The 17,561-nt window shown below is 72.5% G+C and carries 16 protein-coding genes; 11 read left to right on the forward strand and 5 right to left on the reverse strand.

Annotated elements, in window-relative coordinates:
- Nucleotides 1-15: 15 nt before the first annotated feature.
- Complete coding sequence (locus GCU69_RS14060; protein ID WP_235978466.1) at nucleotides 16-921, reverse strand: alpha/beta fold hydrolase; 906 nt, start codon at nucleotides 919-921, stop codon at nucleotides 16-18.
- Nucleotides 922-1,743: 822 nt separating this feature from the next.
- On the opposite strand from GCU69_RS14060, the gene GCU69_RS14065 reads away from it, so the two are divergent.
- The 6 genes from GCU69_RS14065 (at nucleotide 1,744) to GCU69_RS14090 (ending at nucleotide 7,156) form a co-directional block, all read left to right on the forward strand.
- Entirely contained in the window at nucleotides 1,744-1,866 is a 123-nt protein-coding gene (locus tag GCU69_RS14065) for a keywimysin-related RiPP (RefSeq protein ID WP_235978467.1), read from the forward strand.
- A gap of 25 nt (nucleotides 1,867-1,891) precedes the next feature.
- Nucleotides 1,892-3,751 (forward strand): lasso peptide isopeptide bond-forming cyclase, encoded by a 1,860-nt coding sequence (locus GCU69_RS14070; RefSeq protein WP_156206253.1) that lies wholly within the window; start codon nucleotides 1,892-1,894, stop codon nucleotides 3,749-3,751.
- A 35-nt stretch (nucleotides 3,752-3,786) separates the two neighbouring features.
- A complete protein-coding gene (locus tag GCU69_RS14075; RefSeq protein ID WP_156206254.1) occupies nucleotides 3,787-4,041 on the forward strand; it encodes a lasso peptide biosynthesis PqqD family chaperone in 255 nt (84 codons plus the stop codon).
- On the forward strand, nucleotides 4,038-4,475 hold the full coding sequence (locus GCU69_RS14080; protein ID WP_098754074.1) for a lasso peptide biosynthesis B2 protein: 438 nt from the start codon (nucleotides 4,038-4,040) through the stop codon (nucleotides 4,473-4,475). The genes GCU69_RS14075 and GCU69_RS14080 overlap by 4 nt, the downstream gene beginning before the upstream one ends.
- Complete coding sequence (locus GCU69_RS14085; protein ID WP_156206255.1) at nucleotides 4,472-6,481, forward strand: ABC transporter ATP-binding protein; 2,010 nt, start codon at nucleotides 4,472-4,474, stop codon at nucleotides 6,479-6,481. The genes GCU69_RS14080 and GCU69_RS14085 overlap by 4 nt, the downstream gene beginning before the upstream one ends.
- Nucleotides 6,482-6,838: 357 nt before the next feature.
- Nucleotides 6,839-7,156, forward strand: a complete 318-nt coding sequence (locus GCU69_RS14090; RefSeq protein ID WP_143671217.1) for a hypothetical protein — start codon at nucleotides 6,839-6,841, stop codon at nucleotides 7,154-7,156.
- Nucleotides 7,157-7,196: 40 nt separating this feature from the next.
- On the opposite strand, the gene GCU69_RS32645 is transcribed toward GCU69_RS14090, so the two are convergent.
- Nucleotides 7,197-8,111: a hypothetical protein gene (locus GCU69_RS32645; RefSeq protein WP_170315848.1), complete on the reverse strand. Its 915-nt coding sequence runs from the start codon at nucleotides 8,109-8,111 to the stop codon at nucleotides 7,197-7,199.
- Nucleotides 8,112-8,363: 252 nt separating this feature from the next.
- Between GCU69_RS32645 and GCU69_RS32650 the strand changes: the two genes are divergently transcribed.
- Nucleotides 8,364-9,821 carry a protein kinase domain-containing protein gene (locus tag GCU69_RS32650; RefSeq protein WP_170315849.1) on the forward strand — a complete coding sequence of 486 codons (1,458 nt, stop codon included), beginning with the start codon at nucleotides 8,364-8,366 and terminating at the stop codon, nucleotides 9,819-9,821.
- Nucleotides 9,822-10,001: 180 nt separating this feature from the next.
- Here the strand turns inward: GCU69_RS32650 and GCU69_RS14100 are convergent, their stop codons facing one another.
- The gene (locus GCU69_RS14100; RefSeq protein ID WP_098754069.1) at nucleotides 10,002-10,301 is read right to left on the reverse strand and encodes a hypothetical protein; all 300 of its coding nucleotides are present in this window, start codon (nucleotides 10,299-10,301) and stop codon (nucleotides 10,002-10,004) included.
- Between the two features lie 688 nt (nucleotides 10,302-10,989).
- Here GCU69_RS14100 and GCU69_RS14105 point away from each other — a divergent pair.
- The gene (locus GCU69_RS14105) at nucleotides 10,990-11,241 is read left to right on the forward strand and encodes a hypothetical protein (protein WP_143671216.1); all 252 of its coding nucleotides are present in this window, start codon (nucleotides 10,990-10,992) and stop codon (nucleotides 11,239-11,241) included.
- Between the two features lie 383 nt (nucleotides 11,242-11,624).
- On the opposite strand, the gene GCU69_RS14110 is transcribed toward GCU69_RS14105, so the two are convergent.
- Nucleotides 11,625-12,632: a hypothetical protein gene (locus GCU69_RS14110; RefSeq protein ID WP_218037923.1), complete on the reverse strand. Its 1,008-nt coding sequence runs from the start codon at nucleotides 12,630-12,632 to the stop codon at nucleotides 11,625-11,627.
- 369 nt (nucleotides 12,633-13,001) lie between these two features.
- Nucleotides 13,002-13,958: an SMP-30/gluconolactonase/LRE family protein gene (locus tag GCU69_RS14115; RefSeq protein WP_098754068.1), complete on the reverse strand. Its 957-nt coding sequence runs from the start codon at nucleotides 13,956-13,958 to the stop codon at nucleotides 13,002-13,004.
- A 99-nt stretch (nucleotides 13,959-14,057) separates the two neighbouring features.
- On the opposite strand from GCU69_RS14115, the gene GCU69_RS14120 reads away from it, so the two are divergent.
- From GCU69_RS14120 to GCU69_RS14130, 3 genes are all read left to right on the forward strand, one after another.
- Nucleotides 14,058-14,510 (forward strand): Lrp/AsnC family transcriptional regulator, encoded by a 453-nt coding sequence (locus GCU69_RS14120; protein ID WP_098754067.1) that lies wholly within the window; start codon nucleotides 14,058-14,060, stop codon nucleotides 14,508-14,510.
- Between the two features lie 318 nt (nucleotides 14,511-14,828).
- Nucleotides 14,829-16,199 carry a hypothetical protein gene (locus GCU69_RS14125; RefSeq protein ID WP_156206257.1) on the forward strand — a complete coding sequence of 457 codons (1,371 nt, stop codon included), beginning with the start codon at nucleotides 14,829-14,831 and terminating at the stop codon, nucleotides 16,197-16,199.
- Between the two features lie 372 nt (nucleotides 16,200-16,571).
- Nucleotides 16,572-17,561, forward strand: a 990-nt coding sequence (locus tag GCU69_RS14130) for an extracellular catalytic domain type 1 short-chain-length polyhydroxyalkanoate depolymerase (protein ID WP_156206258.1), incomplete at its 3' end; no start/stop codon positions are given.

Raw genomic sequence — 17,561 nt, forward strand, 5'->3', positions numbered from 1 at the left:
GGACCCCGGTGCGCGTCAGCTCGGGCTCGTGAGGACGCGGGCCACCTCGCCCGGCATGGACAGGAACGGCGAGTGGGAGGCGTCCAGCGTGACAACAGACGTCGGGTTGTCCGGGAACGCCGCGTCGGCCTCGGCGATGAACCTTCTCTGCAGGGCCGGCTGGAGGGCCATGTCATTGGCGCAGACGACAAACGTGCGCGGCACCGATCCCCAGCCGTCCCGCGTCAGGGTGGTGCTGCCGAGCATGATGCCGACCGGGCTGTCGGGCGTGAGCAGGCCCATCGCGGCCTCGGCGAGAACCGGGTCCACGTCACCGTAGAACGCCTCGCGGAGACCTTGCCGGTATACGGCGTCGTTCGTGGCGAAGTCCAGTCGGAGCGCGCCCGTCCGGGACGCTTTGCCCCGTAGGAGCGGTGCGACACGGTCACCCTCGGCCTCGGGCGTCCGCGAGTAGGCCATGACCGGCACCTCGGACGCCGGCATGTACGCGGCCAGGTATACGGCGTGCGCGACCAGCTCCGGCGTCCGCTGGGCCACCCGCGTCAGCACCGGCCCGGCCGCGCTGTGGGCGACGACCGTGAGCGGGCGGCCGCCGCCGATCCGTTCGATCTGCGACGTCAGCAGCTCGGCGGCGTCGTCGAGGCCGATGTCCGCCACCGGCGAGACCTCCGTGACGACAGCCTCCGGGTCGTACGGATGCCGGGTGAACCAGCGGGGACGGCGGGCCCGTAACCCGTGCCCCGCCATGTCCACGGCGACGGCCGCACGCCCGGCGGCTGCCGCATGGACGACGACTTCGCTCCAGCACCACGAACCGTGCCAGAAGCCGTGCACCAGCAGCAGCGGTGAAGAGGCGGAGGAGGACGGAGAAGGGGAGAGGGAAGAGGAAGGGGAAGGCGACGGGGTTCGGGATGCGGACACGGACGCGGATACGGCTGTGGACGTGGACGTGGACGAGGAGACAGGGCCGGATGCGGACGCGGACCGGGATGTGGCGGACATGGGTGCTCCCTTGGCAGCATGCGTGTTCGGGCAGCCGCAGCGTGCGGGCGTGCCCTCGGAGCGAGTCAAGTACCGGGAGACGGGCCTTATTCCGGCACGCGAACGTTCCTGCACGCGCGGCAGCCCGGGTCTGCCCGCGCCGTGCAGCCCGCGTCCGCTCGCCGCACGGCACACGGCGCACGGCTCACAGCGCACTGCTCACGGCACTGCACACGACGTACTGCTACGACGCACGGCACACGCCGCACACCTTCGGCACCGGCCGCCCGGAAAGTCGTGGCACGGGTAGCCGCGACCGCGTTCGCCGTGCCGTGGGGTCCGCCGATCGCCCCCGCCCTCCGGTCAGGGCGGTTCGAAAGGAAGCGCGACGCCGAGCCGAGTGCGCCCGGCGGCTCCGTCCGGTTTCCGGGTGCGCGCCTTCGCCGTCCCGTCGGTCGCCCGCCGGCAACAGGCAGGTCGTAACGTTTCTCCAGTCCCGCGCCGGTTCACCTCCGCCCGCTTCGGCTCTTCACCCGGCCGCTGTCGGCGCCGCAGCAGCCCGACCGCGTTCACACTCCCATGATGATCACTCTTTCTCTCGGTGCCTTGTCACGGCGGCCGCTCGTGCAGATAGCTGTTGCTGCACCCGTCTTCCCGCTCAGGGCCCCCGATGAGCGCCTGGGCAGGGCGGCAGTGGACCGCGTCCGGTGCGCCGCCGGCCAGGGAGGCCGCCGTGTCACCTGCGTGTGAGGAGAAGCAGCCATGAAGGCAGCCATGAAGAAGGCCTACGAAGCGCCGACGCTCGCCCGGCTCGGGACGTTCCGGAAGAAGACCGGGTTCCTGCAGCGCTCCGGCAACGACCGGCTGATCCTGAGCAAGAACTGACGTCCCGCGGTTCCGACCGGACGTCATGAACGAGTCGCACGAGAGTGCGGGGCCGGGCCCCGGTGACGCGCACTTCGCGGTCTTCAGCGACCGTGAGGACGCAGCCGCCGTGGCCCGCTCCCCCGCCCTCACCGGAACACGGATCCTGAGGCACGCCTCCGGCCGGCCCTGGCTGGTCGGGCAGTGGCACGACCAGGAGATCGTCACCGCGCGCGTCGGGCACACGGCTCTCGCCGTCGTCGGCTGCTGCCCGGTCGACGCCACGCAGCTCGAAGGTCATGCCCGGCGGCTGCGCGATCTCTCCGCGCTGGACGCCCTCGCCCGCTCCCTGCCCGGCAGCTTCCACCTCGTCGCCACCCTCGACGGACGGCTCAGGGTGCAGGGCACCGCGTCCGGTCTCCGGCTGGTCTTCCACGCCCCGGTCGCCGGAGTCCGCGTGGCCGCCACCCGCGCCGACGTCCTCGCCGCCGCGCTCGGCGCCGCCCCGGACGAGGAGCAGCTGGCCCTCCGGCTGCTGTGGCCGCTGCCCCATCCGCTCGCCGACACGCCCATGTGGCGGGGGATCACCTCCGTTGCCGCCCGGGACGCGCTGTACGTCGCGGCGGACGGCCGCACCGTGCGCCACTCGCAGTGGTGGGCCCCGCCCGAGCCGGACCGTACGCTCGACGAGGCCGCGCCGCTGGTCCGCGAGGCCCTGTCCACAGCGGTCGGTGCCCGTACCCGGCAGGGCGGCGTGGTCAGCTGCGACTTGTCCGGCGGACTGGACTCCACATCCGTCTGCTTCCTCGCCGACCGCTCCCCGGCCCGGGTGATCGCCGGCACCTGGCCGGGCCGCGACCCCGCCGACACCGATCTGTACTGGGCCGGACAAGCGGCCCGGTCCATGCCGGACGTCGAGCACGTCGTCTGGGACGCCGATGCCTCTCCGCTGGTCTACACCGGCCTGCTCGGCATCGACGACCTGCTGGACGAGCCGACCATCGGCGTCATGGACCGCTCACGGGTCCTGCACCACCTGCCCGGGCTGGCGGACAGGGGCAGCCGACTGCATCTGACCGGCATCGGCGGCGACCACGTGACCTGGTGCTCGGAGGCGTACTACCACCGCCTCGCGCGGACCCGCCCGCTGCTCGCCCTGCGGCAGTTGCGCGGGTTCCGGGCCCTGTGGCAGTGGCCGCTCGGCGGCACGGTACGCGCACTGGCCGACTCCCGGCCGTACGGGGAGTGGCTGGCCGACTCCGGCCGCCGCCTGCGGGACCCGCTGCCCGCCACCGTCGGGACCAGCCTCGGCTGGGGCATGCCCCCTCGGCTCTTCGACTGGGTCACCCCCGACGCCGAACGGCTGGTCCGCGGGTCGCTGCGCGAAGCCGCCGCGCACGCGGCCCCGCTGCACCCCGACCGCGGCCTGCACACCGACCTCGAACAGATCCTTTCCTGCACCCGCATCGTCCGCCAGTGGGACCGGATGGCCGCCCGTTCCGGTGTGCCGATGGCCTCGCCCTTTCTCGACGACCGGGTGATCGAGGCATGCCTCGCCGTCCGCCCGGGCGAGCGCGTCACGCCCTGGCGGTACAAACCGGTCCTCACGGCCGCCATGCGCGGGATCGTGCCCGACGCGTGCCTGCGGCGCACCGACAAGGCCAGCGCCGCCATGGACGCCGCCGACGGACTGCGCGAGCACCGCGCCGACCTGCTGGCCCTGTGGGAGGACTCCCGGCTGGAACAGCTCGGGCTGGTCGACGGACACGCTCTGCGACGGCTCGCCCAGCGGCCGGCCACGCCCGAACTGGCCGACGCCGTCCTCTACTCGACCATCGCCGCCGAGGTGTGGCTGCGCGGTCTCGACCGGGCCGGCGAGCCGAGGGCGCCCGCCGCGTCCCCTTGACGACAACCGCCCCCGCAGAGCAGGAAGGCACACCCATGGCATTGAAGTTCGGCACCGATGTGTCCACGGCACGGACCGACTACGGCACCGTCCTGCTGGACGAGCGCGCCGGGGCGTACTGGGAGCTGAATCCCACCGCCACCCTGGTGGTCGGCACGCTGATGGCGGGCGGTGACGAGGCCGACGCCGCCGCCGCGCTCACCAGCGCCTTCGACGTCGATCCGGTCCGGGCGGCCCGCGACGTCGAGACCCTCGTACGGGAACTGCGCGCGTCCGGGCTGGCCGAATGACGACGCCGAGCGCCCTGGACCGGGTGAGCGGCGTCCCCCTGGCGCGGCGCGCTGCCGCACGGGCCGTCCTGCTCCCCGCCGTCGCGCTCTCGCTCCTCCCGCCCCGCCGGATCCGTGCCGTACTCGACGTCGTACGCCGCGGAGCCCGCCCGGCCGGCACCACGCAGGCCAGGGCCGCGCGGGAGGCCATGTGCGCGGTGAGCCTGCGCTGTCTGGGCCCGAAGGGCTGCCTGCCCCGCTCCCTGGGCGCCGCGCTGCTGTGCAGACTCGGCGGCACCTGGCCGACGTGGTGCACCGGGGTGCGCGTCGTACCGCCCTTCACCGCGCACGCCTGGATCGAGGCCGACGGACGCCCGGTCGGCGAAGGGGTGCCCGACGGCTGCTTCACCCGTCTGATCACCATCGCCCCCGCGGGCCGGCCGCCGGCCCGATGAGCGGCAGTCCCGTCGTGGAGCACGAGGAGGCACCGCCGGGCGGTGACCGCTCCACGCGGGCCGCGGTCGCCACCATGTACCGGCTCACCACCGGGCACCGGGCCTCCGTCGTCGTGGCCACCCTGCTGACGCTGGCCGGCTCCGCGCTCGGCCTGGCGCAGCCGCTCGTCGCCAAGAACGTCGTGGACGCCGGCGGACGCGGGGAGGTGCTGTCGCCGCTGCTGCTGCTCCTGGCGGTGCTGTTCGTCACCGAAGCGGCGACCGGGGCGGTGGGGCGTTTCGTTCTGGAGCGGATGGGCGAGGGCGTCGTACGGGGGCTGCGTCACAGCCTGGTGGCGCGACTGCTGCGGCTGGAGATGCGGGAGTACGACCGGCACCGCGGCGGCGACCTGGTCTCGCGGGTCACGGCCGACACCACCCTGCTCAGAGAGGTCGTGTCGCAGGCGCTCGTCGATCTGGTGACCGGAGCGCTCGTCGCCGTGGGCGCGGTCGTCCTGATGCTCTGGATCGACCCGTTGCTGCTGCTCCTGGTCGCCCTGACGGTGGCTGTCTCCGCGGCGGTCGTCACCTCGCTGCTCAGGGGTATCCGCGCCGCCTCCGAACGCATGCAGACGTCCGTCGGCGCGATCGCCGCCGACCTGGAGCGCGCCCTCGGCGCCCTGCCCATGGTCCGGGTCCACCGCGCCGAGGACCGTGAAGCGGCGCGCATCGGGGAACGCGTCGAGGAGGCCCACGCCGCGGGCGTACGCACCGCGAAGCTCGCCTCCGTGATGAGCCCGGCGGTCGAACTGGCCGTCCAGGGGTCCTTCCTGATCGTCCTCGTCATCGGCGGGCTGCGCGTGAACGGCCAGTCCCACTCGCTCGGCGACCTGGTGGCGTTCCTGCTGTACGCCTCCTACCTCGTGCTGCCGCTGTCGTCGGTCTTCCGCGCGGTCGGGCTCATCCAGCGCGGCATGGGCGCCTACCAGCGCATCGAGCACGCGCTGTCCCTGCCGGCGGAGCCCTCACCGGCCCGGCCGCCGACAGCCGGGCCGCCGGCACCCCGAACACCGGCAGCCAGACCGCCGGCACCGCGAACACCGACCGTGCGCACGCCGGCGCTGCGAACACCGGCAGCCGGGACCGGGACCGCCCGGGCACAGCCGCAGCCCCGGGCCCGTACGCGTACGCGCGCGCCGGCCGCGGGCACCGGCCGCCACGAGGGGGCCGCGCTCACCCTGCGAGACGTCGGCTTCGGCTACACGCCGGACCGGCCGGTCCTGCACAGCGTCTCCTTCACCGTCCCCCACCGGCGCCAGACGGCCCTGGTCGGCCGGTCGGGAGCGGGCAAGAGCACGGTCTTCGCCCTGGCCGCCAGGTTCTACGAACCCGACTCCGGAACCCTGCTGTTCGACGGGCGGCCCGCCGGTGAACTGAGCCGCGCCGCATGCCGCGAACGTCTCGCCGTCGTCGACCAGTCCGCCCACCTCCTCCACGGCACGCTGCGCGACAACATCCGCTACGCCGCACCCGACGCCACCGACACCGAGGTGCGGCGCGTGGTCGAACTCGCACAACTGGAAGAAGTCGTACGGAGACTGCCGGGCGGCCTGTCGGGCATGCTCGGCGAGCGCGGCGGGACCCTCTCGGCCGGTGAACGCCAGCGCGTGGCACTGGCCCGCGCCCTGCTCGCCCGTCCCACGCTGCTCCTGCTGGACGAGCCGACCTCCCACCTCGACAGCGTCAACGAAACCGCGCTCACCACCGTCATGCGGGACGTCGCCGGGGAATGCGCCGTGCTGGTCATCGCCCACCGGCTCTCCACCGTCCAGCACGCCGACCGGATCGTCGTACTCGAGAACGGCCGCACCGCCGCCTGCGGGCGTCACGAGCAACTGCTCGCCACCAGCCCCCTCTACCGCCGGCTGGCCGCCGGGCAGATGCTCCGCCCGGCCGGCGCCTCGCCCGCTCCCGTGGCGACCGACCGCCCGACGACCGCCCGACGACCGCCGCCCGGCCCGCTGTGAACCGGCGGGGGGCGGCCACGTGGCACCCCCCGGCCGGAGCCGTCCGGCAGCCCGCTACGCCGTAGGCGCGACCGCGGTCCGGCGTGTGACGGCTCCTTCGTGCTATGGCTCCGGCGTCTGACGGCTCCTTCGTGCTATGGCCCCGCGTGTGACGGCTTCTTCGTGCCCCGGGACGTCGGGGCCGGGACGCCGGGGCCGGGACGCCGGGGCCGGGGGCGGACCGGGGCGATGTCGAGGCCGGGGCGGGCCGGGCCGGGATGTCGGGGCCGGGGCGGGCCCGGGCGACGCGGGGTGCATGACGGCGGCACGGAGGGGTACCCGGTGGCGTCGGTATTCCCCTCCTCGTCGGGAGTCACTATGTCTTTGTGGTCGCGGCTCCGCGAACGCCTGGGTGGGGCGGTCGAGCCGTCCCCCACGTCCCGCGGTACCGCCGAGGTCCATTCCGGCCGGCCGGAGGACACGGGCGGCAGGCCGGAGAGCGGCACTGCGGACCAGCACAGCTCGACAGGGACGACACCCAACGAGACGGTCGTCGGCCGGGCGTCCGGTGACGATCCGGGCTATCTGGAGACGGGCGCCGAAGCACGTGCCGAGGGACGCGCCGAGGAACGTGCCGACAACCGCCCCGGACCGGACTCCGGCCGGGGTGAGGACGGCTCCCCGACGTCCCGGTAGGAGGCGTCCGGGGCGGCCGGACCTCCCGCCGACTGCCGCGTCACCGCGAGGGAGTGGCCTTCTCGGCCATGCTGTCCGCGTAGTTGAGCAGCGCCGAGACGGTGTCCCGGGCCATGCCCAGATGCGCGTTGTCCCCCGGTGTCAGGGTCACCGAGGCGAAGACGCCTCCGCGCACCCCCGCGCACTCCCAGTACGCGGCCGTGGCCTCTTCGGCGGCTCTGCCCTGGAAGCAGTAGCTGCCGACGTCCGGATTGCGCTCCAGCGGCGTATGCCACGCGGAGAGGTCCTTGATGTGCTTCTTCCCGCGCCGCTTCGCGTCTTCCTCCTTCTGGTAGATCTCCAGAAAGGCGAAGCTCTGGAAGGTCTCCTCGCCGTTGTCGCCCGGGAGGAAGACGCCGACCTCGTCGTCAATGCCCAACTTCAGCTGTACGGACGTCAGCTTGGCCGGGCCCGAGGCGTTCCCGGAGTTCGCCGGAGCCAAGCCCTCCGGCACCAGCGGATAGGGCAGCCTCTGGTCGAACGGGCCCCGCTCCACGAGCGCGGAAAGAGCCACGGGGTCGACCGTCTCCGGAGCGTCTTCTCCCGGCTCGACCAGGAAGAGCGGCACGATCCCCGCCACGGTGGCGAAGGTGACGGTGAGGGCGCCCATCCGGTTGTGCCAGGACTTCGGGAGCAGCTGGACGACGCCGACGGCCGCGCAGACGGCGCCGACGGTGAGCGCCATGCGCAGCCAGGCGTTCGTCACGAAGAGGTTGGCCGAAAGCAACTGCCCGGTCCCGGCCAGCGCCAGCACGGCGGCCGTACCGTACCGGAGCTTTCGCCGGCTCTCCTCGGAGGAACGTCCGGAGCCCGGCTCTCGGGGGCCGTCCGCGTCGGGGGATTCCCCGGTGTCCGGCGTGGTCGTGGCGGCGCCCGGGCCTGCGGGGTCCCCGGGCGGCGTGGATGGGCTGGCCATGGGCTGGGACGGGCCTCCCGTCAGGACCTGTTGCCGCGTGCAGCACGGCAGATGGTACGGCAGAAGTGCCTTCGGCCACTTTCGGGAACCGGCTTCCGGGCGGCACCCCGCACCGGTGGAACACGAATCCGGCCGGGGCGCGGCCCGGGTTTCCGGGCGTCCCCTTCGGCACGGGCCCGGCTGTTCCGAGCCGGTGTCCGCGGTCTTCTGCCATCGTCGGTACCGGGATACGGCACTGGACGGGGAGGGCACGTGGCTCAGGGCGAGGGGCCGGCGTCGGTCGGTGCGGGCCGCTACCAGTTGATCCGGGCTGTCGGCCGTGGCGGCATGGCCACGGTGTACCAGGCCACGGACACCGCGTTGGGCCGCCGGGTCGCGGTGAAGATCATGGACCGCACGGCCGCCGGTGACGACTTCCGCACGAGGTTCCGGCAGGAGGCCCGGGCCGTGGCGGCACTCAACCACCGGAACGTGATCGCGATCCACGACATCGGGGAGGAACCGGTCCCCGACGGTGAGCCCGCTCCGTATCTGGTGACGGAGTTCGTCGACGGCCGTCCCCTGAGCGAACTGCTTTCCGCCGGCGCGCTTCCCGTGGACCAAGCCCTGCGGATCACCGCGGACGTCCTGGACGGTCTGGGCGCAAGCCACGACGCGGGACTCGTCCACCGGGACATCAAGCCGGCCAATGTCATGGTGACCGAGGCCGGTGCGGTGAAGATCCTGGACTTCGGCCTGGTCAGAGCCGTGGCAGCAGAGACCGCGCCGATCACCCGGGCCGGAACGATCGTGGGCACGGCCCGCTATGTGTCACCCGAGCAGGCACAGGGCAAAGCACTGGACCATCGCAGCGATCTCTACTCGACCGGTGTTCTCCTGTTCGAGCTTCTGTGCGGAAGGCGCCCCTTCCCGGCGGGAACCGAGGCCGCCTTGTTGTACCACCACGTCCACACGGAGCCCCCTCTCCTGTCCGACCTGGGCGTCGTCGTCCCCGAAGCGGTACAGAGCCTGCTCTCCGGCGCGCTGAGGAAGGATCCGGCGGACAGACCGGCCACAGCCCGGCAGATGCGGTCCCTCGTTCTCGAGGCTCTGCGGGCCACCGGACCGGACCGGCCGCCCACCGGACGGCGATCACCGCCGGTTCCCGGTACGCCGCCCGGCACACAGCGTCCGCGAGCCGCCGATGCACCGACCTCCGGACGGCAACCCCGGTTTCCCGATCCGCCGGTTCATCCTCCCGCTCCGGTTCGTCCTCCCGAACCGGTTCCTGCTCCCGCTTCGGTTCCTGCTCCCGAACCGGTGCGGAGGGACGAACCGGCGCAGGGGGACGAACCGGCGCACGCTCCCGTTCGGCTACCTTCCGGATCTCCCGCCGGCCCGCCGGCGGCACCGAGCACGGCCGGCCCCGGAGTCCTGTGGGCGGGGCTGGTCGCCGCCGGTGCCGGTTACATCGCCGGAATGCTCGCGATCGCGAACATCGTCACTCTCGCGCCCACGCAGCAGGCCGTCGTCGGTGTCTACGTGCTCGGCTACGGCCCGATGTACGTACCCGTTCTGTTCGGCCTCGTGGTCGGTGCACGCCGTGCCCGCGCGGCAGACCCGCCCGCACCGCACCGCTCCTTGGCGGTGGCCTGTATCGCCGTCAACGGGCTGTGGGCGTTCTACCACCTCGGTACCTGGCTGTTCGGGTTTCCCCTGCTGCCCCTTTGACGCCGCACCGCTGCTGAACGGGCGCGGGAAACGCGAATCCGGCCGGAGAGGGCGTATCCCTCCGGCCGGATTCCGTGGCGTTTCCGTGCCCCCCGTGTCTTCGTCAGGGCGCGAGCCGGGCGGTGGCGGCAGTGGTGCACCGCCGCGTTCCGGCCGGCCGGTCCGGTGCCGCCCGGCGGATCAGCTGTAGACCACCCAGAGCTGCACATCGAGGGGCCTGTTGTCGTAGCAGCTCCAGCTCAGCCAACGGCCGTGGAATTCACCCTTGGAACCCACGCTGATGCACTGGGACAGGGTCGAATATCTGGAGTAGAGGACCGCGGGCGTCGGAATGTCCGCGAATTGCCGCGTGACGTTCTCGTGGGACACGGCCGAAACCGTTTCGGCGGTGGGGGCCGCGGACGCTTGCGCCGCGGTGGTGGAAAGGGTCGCTCCGACGGTGGCGATGATAACGGCCGCACTCTTGAACAGACGCTTCATGTGTACAACGCCTCCTGGCAGAAGGGTGGCGGCCCGTTTCGCCGCCGTGAACGGTTCCCAAGGTGCACGGCCGGTCCTGTGGAAACCTGGAAGGAAGCTTGGACCCGCTCCGGCCTGCGGGGATCCCCGGCGGCCACCGCACGCCGCGCCAGCGGATCGCAACAACGCGCTGCGCCATCGCCGTTGTCCGTACCCACGGTGCTCCGTGCCCACGGTGCTCCGTGCCCACGGTGATCCGCACCCACGGTGAAATGGCGGCCGGCCGCCCGGGCGGTGCGGAATCTGCGGTGGCGCTGCACCAAAAGGAATGCCGTTTATCGATTCGGCGGCGGCGCGTGCTTTTCCGTAGCGCGTGGCCGGTGAAGTGCCGCCGGGCAAGCGGCAACCCATGTACCGCAGGGGGTACGCCGCGCGCCGTCATGACCGTCCTGTCCACGTGGAAAGAGACGGTCGTACCGCGCTGCGGCGCTGGTCACAGACGGGTTTTCCACAGGCCGGGCACAGGCGCCCACCATTCGGCGTAAGGTGGGGCGCGTGGGTTTGCCGGACGGGGCATTCAGGTATTCCATGGAGGCCACGTTCACTCGTACGGCCCAGCGGGTTGTCGCCGCACAAGCGACGGCCCCCTGCTGTCGCAGGAGGCCGCCCGGTTGGTGAAGCCGACATCCCACGAGAGGATTCCGTCTCCATGGACCATGGTCGTGCGGACGGCGACGCGAGCCCACCCGAACTGTGCCTGGCTCGCCGAACAGGACGTTTCCGCAAGCCGCTCGCCGCTGTCGTGGCGCTCTGCGTCGGGGTGCTCTGTGCCCTGGTGCTGTTCGGCACGGTCACCGCGGAGCGTGCCTCGGCGGTGGCCGTGGTCGCGGGGGCCGGCGTCGCGTCGGTCAGGGTGATCCTGGCCGAGCAGGAGCGGGGCGGTCCGGCCGGGGAAGGCTGAGCCGCGGTGCCGTCGGACCCGCGCCGACGGGTACCTGTGGGACAGGGGCGAGGCGGGTGGCGGGCAGAAGAACGGGGCGGGGCCGTCAGTCCCCCCGGCGCCGAGGTTCCTCGACCTCGACCACCCGGTCTTCCGGGCCGCCGGGCCGCCGGGCCCTCGGGCCGTCGGCAGCGCGGGGCGCCTTCGCCTGGACGCGGGGGACGCACGGTGTCGTGCGCATCCCGGCGGAAGGGCGCGCGCCGGGCGCCGGACCCGCTTCCCGTCAGCCGCTCAGACCGAGTTCACCCGCCCGCACCCCCGCCTGGACGCGTTCACGGCCGCCATGGGCCGGCGCGTCGGCGGTCCGGGGCACGCCGTCAGAGCCTCGGGCCCGGAGCGCACGGTCAGCCCGGACCGCGCAGCGCCCGCCGGCGGTCGTGCAGGACGAGCAGCAGCGTCAGCCCCATCGTGACGCCGAGGACCGCACCGCCCTCCCTGGTGAGAGCCGCCGCGACCGGAAGTTCGGGGGAGGGCTGCTGCATGCCGGTGAGGTCGAGCAGGCCGTAGACGCTGTACGAGAACAACATGCCCGACGCCACCCAGGTCACCGCCATCGGCAGCAGGAATCCCCGGGAGCCGCGGCGGTAGGCCAGCACCAGGATGCCCCAGGCTCCGGCGAAGGCCCAGACAGCCGTACTCGACGCGAGCATGTGCCACCACAGGTCGCGGCGTTCCACCGCAGCCGTGTCGAGACCGGCGGTGCCGCCCGCGGCCCAGAAGGCCTTGACGCAGCCGAGCAGGACACAGCCGGACGCGACCAGTCCGGCCAGCGGTCGCTGCAACGCCCGGGTTCCGCCGAGCGGTTCGGCGTACGGGAGCGGGCCGCCCAGCGCCTCCGGCCACCGGGCCCTGGCGTAACCGGCGAGCGCGAGCGGCAGCCCGATGCCGACGCCGACCAGCGAGATCATCACGAGCAGTTGTTCGTGGACCCAGAAGTCCGGGGAGCCCGCTTCCTGGTCGCGGTTCACGGCGGCCGGGCCGAGCACCGGGGCCAGCGGCAGCATGGGCACGAGCAGACCGGTGCCCACCCATACGGGCAGGGCGACCGTCCACGCGGGGAGACGTTCGCCCCAGGGTCTGGAGAACGCCATGGCCAGTCCGATGCCGGCGGCGGCGAGCAGCGCGGTGACCGCGTTGACAGCACGCCAGTCGGCGCCGGCCATCTCCTCGGTGGGCAGGAAGAGCCCGAACGACCAGACGATCTTGATCAGCAGGTAGGGCGTGACGGCTGCGGCCGCCGCGAGCCCGCCGACCGTGCGGAGCCGTGCCGGCCGGCGGGCCGGCGGAGTGGCGCGGACGTGCCGGGGGCGGGTGGCGGCTGCGGTTTCGGTGGTGTGCGCGGCTGACTGCATGTGCGGTCCTGGATTCCGGTGGGTCGACGGCCGGCCCGTTCGGTGACGACGCTCGCAGGCCGCGCCCCGCGGAACATCGTCCGGCGGGCCGGACCCTCTCCGCCGGACAGCGGACCCGGCGGTCGGCCCCGGGGACGAAGGCGGCCCCCCGGAAGGCGCCACCGCCGGCCGCCGTGCGACCGGACCGGAGCCTCACGGCGAGCCCCCGCAGCCGTACGCCACCGCGGCACCGCACCGAAACCCCGCAGCCGTACGCCACCGCGGCACCGCACCGGAACCCCGCAGCCAGAGCGCGTCACCGCGGCACCACGAAGCGCCCCCTCCCCCGAAGCCCTGCTGCCATCGCGCGGCATCGCACGGCATCGCGCGTCATCGCGCCGGTTCGGCCCCCGGCCTGCGCCCCGGTCCTGCCGGATGGGTGCCCGTGACGCCCATGACCACCGAGTAGAGGCTCGTCCCCGCGGTGATGAAGAGGCGGTTGCGCTTGGCGCCGCCCCAGGCGATGTTGGCCGCGGCCTCCGGAATCTCCAGCCGGCCGATCAGCGTGCCGTCCGGGTCGTAGCAGTGCACTCCGTCGTCCATCGCCGCCACCCAGAGCCGCCCGCCGTCGTCGAAGCGGATGTTGTCGAAACGGGCCGCCGCGCGGGGCCCCGTCTCGGCGAACACCTCGCCGTCCGACAGGGTGCCGTCGTCCCGCACGTCGAAGACGCGGATGCGGCCGGCCCCGGTGTCGGAGACGAACAGCCGCCGCTCGTCCGCGGAGAAGACCAGGCCGTTCGGCGCACCGAAGCCGTCGGCGACGAGGCGGACCCCGCCGGTCGACGGGTCGACGCGGTAGACGTTGTTGGAGCCGATCTCACTCTCCGCGCGATGGCCCTCGTAGTCGCTGGTGATGCCGAAGTCCGGGTCGGAGAACCAGATCGAGCCGTCGGACCTGACCGCCGCGTCGTTCGGGCTGTTCAGGCGCTTTCCCTGCCAACGGTCGGCCAGCACCGTGACCGTCCCGTCGTGCTCGGTCCGCGTCACCCGGCGGTTGCCCTGCTCGCAGGTGACGAGCCGGCCCTCGCGGTCGAGCGTGTTGCCGTTGGTGTGCCCCGCGGAACGGCGGAAGACGCTGACGGCACCGGTCTCCTCGTCCCAGCGCAGCATCCGGTCGTTGGGGATGTCGCTCCAGATCACCTGCCGCCAGGCCGGCACGTAGAGCGGCCCCTCGGCCCAGCGGCAGCCGGTGTACAGGACCTCGAGACCGGCGTCGCCGTTCATGCACCGCCCCGCGCGGAACCGGTCGTCGAAGCTCTCGTACAGCACGGGGCGTTCGCTGGTCATGGGTGTCCCTTCCGGCCGGGGTGCCGAATGGGTTACGGCACACACGGACCCTAGCAATATGTCGTATGGTCTGAACGGGAGTTGACCGAACGGAGATGAGTGGACGCCATCGACCGCGCCCTGCTGGCGGAGCTCCAGCGGGACGCCACACAGTCGTACGCCGCACTGGGCGGGACCGTGGGCCTCTCGGCCGGCGCGGCCCACGAACGCGTCCGGAAGCTGCGGGAACGCGCCGTCATCCGGCGCACCGCGGCGGAGGTCGACCCGGCCGAGGTGGGGGCCGGGCTGTTGGCCTTCGTGACGGTCGAGTCGACCTCCTGGATGGGCGACACGGCGGCGGCCTTCGCCGCGCACCCGGAGATCCTGGAGGCCCATGTCGTCGCCGGCAGCGCTTCGGTACTGGTGAAGGTCAGGACCGCGACCACGGAGCAACTGCAAGACGTGCTGCGCCGGATCCACGCGATCGACGGAGTCAACGGCACCCGCGCGACGATCGTGCTGGAGACCCTGCTCGACCGCCCGGTCTCACCGCACACGCCCGGCCGGCCGTAGCCCGCGACGCGCGTGCCGGGCCGGCCGCCGGAGCACGGGAAGCATTCGAGCAACCGAACATTCGACCAACCGAACAAAATCAGTCACTCTTGGATAACGGTTGCTCACGATGGGTTGCACATGGGTCAGAGTTTGATGTATACACATCAATGCAAAATGGGGTCAGGGTAGCGAGGCCCGAGGGCACCCAGCGACGGCAACGTGGCCTCGCGCGTCTTCCGCGACCATCCACGGCGTGGGCGGCGGCACAGGGCACATGGCATCGCTGTGCATGCGCCGGTGGTCGCCGGTTGCGCCTTCTTCTGGAGGACCCCCCACATGCACTTACATCGTCATCGGCGGCCCCGTCTCCGGGCCGCCACGACTCTCGTGGCCGCCGCGTGTCTGGCGGCGTCCACTCTCAGCGCACATGCCGACACCCCTGACGCATCCACCCGCGCGGCGGCCGACAACCCCGCCTGGGGCAAGGAGTTGCCGCCCGCCGACGCACCCACCAGCCGCGCCTACGACCTGATCGTCGAGGACAACGCGAGCGGGTACACCCCGCGGGGCGGTGAGTGCTCCAAGGAGATCCACGCGCGGTACTGGACGTACGGGCCCGACGACAAGGTCTATCCGACCTGGCACCCGACCAGGGACGCGAGCGGCTGCACCTTCGGCCACGAGCACGGCGACAACCCGCGCGACTCCGAGCTGTTCTCCACGGCCGACTGGCCGGCCTTCGGCTACACCAGTGAGGTGATGTCCCAGAGCGGGCACGAGGGCGGCCACCGCCACGAGGACCACGTGGGGCACAAGGTCCTGTCGGTCAACAACGTGCAGGTGCGGGAGGGCGACAACGGCACCAGCGTTTTCCCCCCGACCACCGGCAACGTCATCGCGACGTGTGACGTGCTGCTGAAGTTCCACCAGGGCACCCACTCGCCGGACGCGTTCACCAACAACGTGCACGAGCTGATCTACAACAACAAGTGCACCGCCAACGGGCAGACCTTCGAGGCCCGCTACACCGCTCTGGTCCCGCTCGGGCGCCCGGGTGGCTTCGGCGCCACGGACTGCCCGGGCCCCGGTCTCGGCCAGGGCTTCAAGGAGGTCGGCCCCGCCGTCCCGGCGGACTCGCCGTCGGACACCAAGTCGCTCGGCCGGCTTCTCACCGACTCGGGCTGCGTACAGGCGATCAAGGAGGGCAAGACCCACTACGAGCCGCTGACGGGCACGTACATTCCGTTCGACGCCAATGACCTACACGAATTCTGGTTCGCCGACGTGACGGTGAGCACCTCGCAGCTGCGGTTCAACATCGCGCCGCTGTTCTACGTGCTCAACCCGAGCCGGTACTTCGACGCCAACAAGCCGAACAAGCTCGGCCGCTCGGTCGATCTCTGCTACTCGGAAAACCTTCCCGGCCAGTACTGCGACCAGGTCCGCCAGGCGGGCCAGAACATCCAGTGGGACGATCCGCGCTCGCCGTTCGACGGTGCGCTGCGCCAGTTCCGGCCGGGCACGTTCTCGGTGAGCAACAGCGGTCCGACGACCGTCTACACCGACGTGTACGGGCGCAACGCCTCGACCACGCCCTTCGAGGGCTCCATCGAGCAGTTCTTCTCGGGCAACAGCCCGTCCGGGATGTACGTCCGGGGCGCCACGCGGGACTGGGGCATGAACGACCAGGTCCACGCCCCGAACTGACCGAACCCGCGCGACCGGGGCGGACTGGGACCGCCCCCGGACTCCGGGCCCGCAGCGGACACGTCCGCTGCGGGCCCTTCGCCGTGCCGGCGTGGCCGGGCACCCCCGTAGAGGGCCGGACGCGCGGGTGTCGGGGCAGGACCGCCGTACTCCCGACGCACGTCTGATGACCAGGGGAAACACTCGTGACACCGTCGGTCCACGGCCTCATGTCGTACGTCCGTGAGCGTCGCCGGCGGCCGCGTGCGGCCGTCGGACACCGCCGGCCCCGCCCGCCACGTACCCGCGTGGCCGTGTCCGCGCCCGTCAGCGGGAGCCGCGGCCGCGATTCCCGGGCAGCCGGCAGTCGGTTCAGTCCGGAAAGGACGGCAGATGACACACAGTTCCCCGCACGGCCCCCCGCACAGACCGGTCGCCCCGGCGCGGTCCGGGCGCTCGCCGCGAGCGCTGCTGACCGCGCTGCTGGGGTGCGTGTTACCCCTGGCCTCGGCGCTGCTGCTGGCCGTCGCCCCGCCCGTGGCCGCAGCTCCGGCCGCGCAGCTGACCGAGGTCACCAACTTCGGCGACAACCCCAGCAACCTGCGCATGCACCTGTACGTACCGGACAACGTCCCCGAGAACCCGGCCGTCCTCGTCGCCGTGCACTACTGCACCGGCACCGGACCCGGCTTCTTCTCCGGCACCGAGTTCGCCTCCCTCGCCGACCGCCACGGATTCATCGTCGTCTACCCCTCCGCCACCCGCAGCGGCCAGTGCTTCGACGTCTCCTCCGCCCAGGCCCTCGAACGCGACGGCGGCAGCGACCCCGTCGGCATCCGCTCCATGGTCCGCCACGTCGAACAACACCACAACGCCGACCCCGACCGGATCTACGCCACCGGCGCCTCCTCCGGCGCCATGATGACCAACGTCCTCCTCGGCAACTACCCCGACGTCTTCCAAGCCGGCGCCGCCTTCGCCGGCGTACCCCACAGCTGCTTCGCCAACAACGACGGCTCCGGCTGGAACAGCGCCTGCGCAGGCGGCACCGTCGACCGGACACCGCAGCAGTGGGGCGACCTGGCGCGCGCCGCGTACCCCGGATACAGCGGCGAACGGCCCCGCATGCAGATCTGGCACGGCACCAACGACGACACCCTGCGCTACCCGAACTTCACCGAGCAGATCGACCAGTGGACCAACGTCCACGGACTGAGCCGGACCCCCGACTCCACCGACACCCCGCAGTCCGGCTGGACCCGCACCCGCTACGGCGGCACCGGCGACCAGACACCCGTCGAAGCCATCAGCATCCAGGGCGCCGGCCACAACCTGCCGCAGAGCGGCATGGCGGCCCGGGCCGTCACGTTCTTCGGCCTGGAC

Origin of the sequence: Streptomyces lycii (assembly GCF_009735685.1) — a bacterium.
Taxonomy (GTDB): domain Bacteria; phylum Actinomycetota; class Actinomycetes; order Streptomycetales; family Streptomycetaceae; genus Streptomyces; species Streptomyces lycii.

Bases quoted from the DNA above. Each gene is read 5' to 3' on its own strand.
- GCU69_RS14105 (WP_143671216.1), top strand. From the start codon at position 10,990: ATGGACCATGGTCGTGCGGACGGCGACGCGAGCCCACCCGAACTGTGC.
- GCU69_RS14065 (WP_235978467.1), top strand. From the start codon at position 1,744: ATGAAGGCAGCCATGAAGAAGGCCTACGAAGCGCCGACGCTCGCCCGG.
- GCU69_RS32645 (WP_170315848.1), bottom strand. From the start codon at position 8,111: ATGGCCAGCCCATCCACGCCGCCCGGGGACCCCGCAGGCCCGGGCGCC.
- GCU69_RS14075 (WP_156206254.1), top strand. From the start codon at position 3,787: ATGGCATTGAAGTTCGGCACCGATGTGTCCACGGCACGGACCGACTAC.
- GCU69_RS14100 (WP_098754069.1), bottom strand. From the start codon at position 10,301: ATGAAGCGTCTGTTCAAGAGTGCGGCCGTTATCATCGCCACCGTCGGA.
- GCU69_RS14070 (WP_156206253.1), top strand. From the start codon at position 1,892: ATGAACGAGTCGCACGAGAGTGCGGGGCCGGGCCCCGGTGACGCGCAC.
- GCU69_RS14115 (WP_098754068.1), bottom strand. From the start codon at position 13,958: ATGACCAGCGAACGCCCCGTGCTGTACGAGAGCTTCGACGACCGGTTC.
- GCU69_RS14125 (WP_156206257.1), top strand. From the start codon at position 14,829: ATGCACTTACATCGTCATCGGCGGCCCCGTCTCCGGGCCGCCACGACT.
- GCU69_RS14090 (WP_143671217.1), top strand. From the start codon at position 6,839: ATGTCTTTGTGGTCGCGGCTCCGCGAACGCCTGGGTGGGGCGGTCGAG.
- GCU69_RS14110 (WP_218037923.1), bottom strand. From the start codon at position 12,632: ATGCAGTCAGCCGCGCACACCACCGAAACCGCAGCCGCCACCCGCCCC.
- GCU69_RS14080 (WP_098754074.1), top strand. From the start codon at position 4,038: ATGACGACGCCGAGCGCCCTGGACCGGGTGAGCGGCGTCCCCCTGGCG.
- GCU69_RS14085 (WP_156206255.1), top strand. From the start codon at position 4,472: ATGAGCGGCAGTCCCGTCGTGGAGCACGAGGAGGCACCGCCGGGCGGT.